Consider the following 2,108-nt stretch of genomic DNA (forward strand, 5'->3'; position numbering starts at 1 on the left):
CCAGCCGTGTGCCCTCCGGACCTGAGCGCGCGGATCCCCGTGTCCGGCGCCGATCCCATCGTGTCCCCGGGTGCCGCGGGCGGTGTTCGGGAAGACGTGCGCGTGGGCGATATCGTGATCGGCGATATGCTAATGCAGCACGATCTGGACGCGTCGCCGCTGTTTCCGCGCTTCGAGGTGCCGTTGCTCGGCATGGCGCGTTTTGCCGCGAACGCCGGGCTCAGCGACGCGTTGGCCAAGGCCTGCACCGCCTTTCTCGCCGATGAACACGCGGCGCTCGAGGCGCGTTTCGGTGTGCATCCTCCACGGTTGCATCGCGGGCTGATTGTGAGCGGGGACCGGTTTGTATCGAGTCATGCCGAGGTGAACGCGCTTCGCGCTGCTTTGCCTGAAGCGCTCGCCGTCGAGATGGAAGGCGCCGCGATCGCCCAGGTTTGTTACGAACACGACGTGCCGTGCGCCGTGGTGCGCACCGTATCCGATACCGCCGATGCCGACGCGCCCGAATCATTCCTCGAGTTCCTTCACGCGCTCGGCGGCGCGTATTCGTCGGGGATTCTGCGGCGCTTCTTGACGGCGCGCGTCTGAGCGCGGCAATCCGCCTCATCTTGTCTTTCCAACGGCCGTAGCCCCGCTCATGGCGGCGCTTCGCGCATCGGCTTCGCTCACCAACGATCCCAGATCTTTTGCATCGGTCCTGCCCCGAAAATCCTGCTTGTAATTGAGAATGATTCGCAATTACAATACATCGGACGACAGGAGGTCCACTTTGACCCAAACGACGCTCGATAGATTGACCGGCTTCTCGCCCGGATCGCTGCCTGATTCGCTGCCTGATTCCGGCCGGGCAGCGCTGGTTATATCCACTAACGCTGCACGTGTGATCGAGACCACCCGCCATGCGTGGCTCGGCAACGTAACGCCGCAGCTCGGAGACACGGCCAGGCAAGCTCGCCGGCCGCGCTTTCAGCGCCGCCCGATGATCGCCAACCTGGCGCTGGTAATGAATTTCTGGAGTACGAGACCGCTGTGATCGCCACCCAATCTCAAACTGCGACGCCGGCCACCTTGGCAATGCCCGCAGCGGAAACAATCCATCGTTCCGATGTCCCGAATCAGCGCATGCACGACGCCAGTCGTTTCCCGCTCGTGCGGTTGCGCCGCCGCTCGGTACAGCCCGGCTACGCATTTGCCTGGGGCGCCGAAATGCAGCGTCTGCTTGCGCTGAAAGCGCCGTTCGTGATCGTTGCGGAGTATTGCGCCGACGAACCCGCCGACGATCTGCGCCTGCGCTCCGCATGGCTGCGATCGAACCGGAGCGCCCTTGCAATGTACTGCCGCGGCCTGATCGTGATCGAACCGCGCATCGAGGCGCGTGCATCGACGCGGGAGATCGTGCGCGGCATGTGCAGCGGCAGCGGATTGCGCCTGGTCGTGGTATCGGGCATGCGGGTCGCAAACGAACTCGCGCCGGTGCTGCTCAAGCACTCGGGCCCGGACCTCTCGAAACCGCCTTCCATCGCTAAACCCCGCCTTCAGATGCCGTGACATCCGCACGAATCAGGGCCGTCCCTCTCTAGCACGGCTTTGACGGCTGAACTATGCTCAGGTGCAATTCGCCGCGCCCGGATGATCCGGCTGCGGCGATTCCGCTACCCGACAGAGGTTCGAATGCCGACTTATCGTGAAGCTCACCGCCGTTCGATCGACGATCCGGAATCGTTCTGGGGCGAACAGGCACGGCGCATCCATTGGGAAACGCCATTCGATCAGGTCCTCGACCGCAGCAATCCGCCGTTTGCGCGCTGGTTTGTCGGCGGCAAGACCAATCTCTGCTACAACGCCGTCGACCGTCATCTCGCCTCGCGCGGCGAGCAGAATGCGCTCGTATATGTATCGACGGAAACGGGCATCGAGCGGCGTTATACCTACGCCGAACTGCACGCTGAAGTGAATCGCATGGCCGCCGTGATGCGCTCCCTTGGCGTGAAGCAGGGCGAGCGCGTGCTGATCTACTTGCCGATGATCCCCGAAGCCCTGTTCGCCATGCTCGCGTGCGCACGGCTCGGCGCGGTTCATTCGGTCGTGTTCGGCGGCTTTGCGGCGCA

At 63.8% G+C, this 2,108-nt stretch carries 4 protein-coding genes; all 4 read left to right on the forward strand.

Annotation, left to right across the window (positions count from 1 at the left end; all coding sequences use genetic code 11):
- The coding region (locus ACRXB1_RS35005; RefSeq protein WP_449494651.1) for a 5'-methylthioadenosine/adenosylhomocysteine nucleosidase at positions 1-588 on the forward strand (588 nt) is incomplete at its 5' end.
- 181 nt (positions 589-769) lie between these two features.
- Positions 770-1,033 carry a hypothetical protein gene (locus ACRXB1_RS35010; protein WP_449494652.1) on the forward strand — a complete coding sequence of 88 codons (264 nt, stop codon included), beginning with the start codon at positions 770-772 and terminating at the stop codon, positions 1,031-1,033.
- Positions 1,034-1,122: 89 nt separating this feature from the next.
- Positions 1,123-1,548, forward strand: a complete 426-nt coding sequence (locus tag ACRXB1_RS35015) for a hypothetical protein (RefSeq protein ID WP_075357171.1) — start codon at positions 1,123-1,125, stop codon at positions 1,546-1,548.
- 123 nt (positions 1,549-1,671) lie between these two features.
- Positions 1,672-2,108, forward strand: a 437-nt coding sequence (locus ACRXB1_RS35020; RefSeq protein WP_449494653.1) for an acetyl-coenzyme A synthetase N-terminal domain-containing protein, incomplete at its 3' end; no start/stop codon positions are given.

Source organism: Caballeronia sp. M23-90, assembly GCF_053574605.1.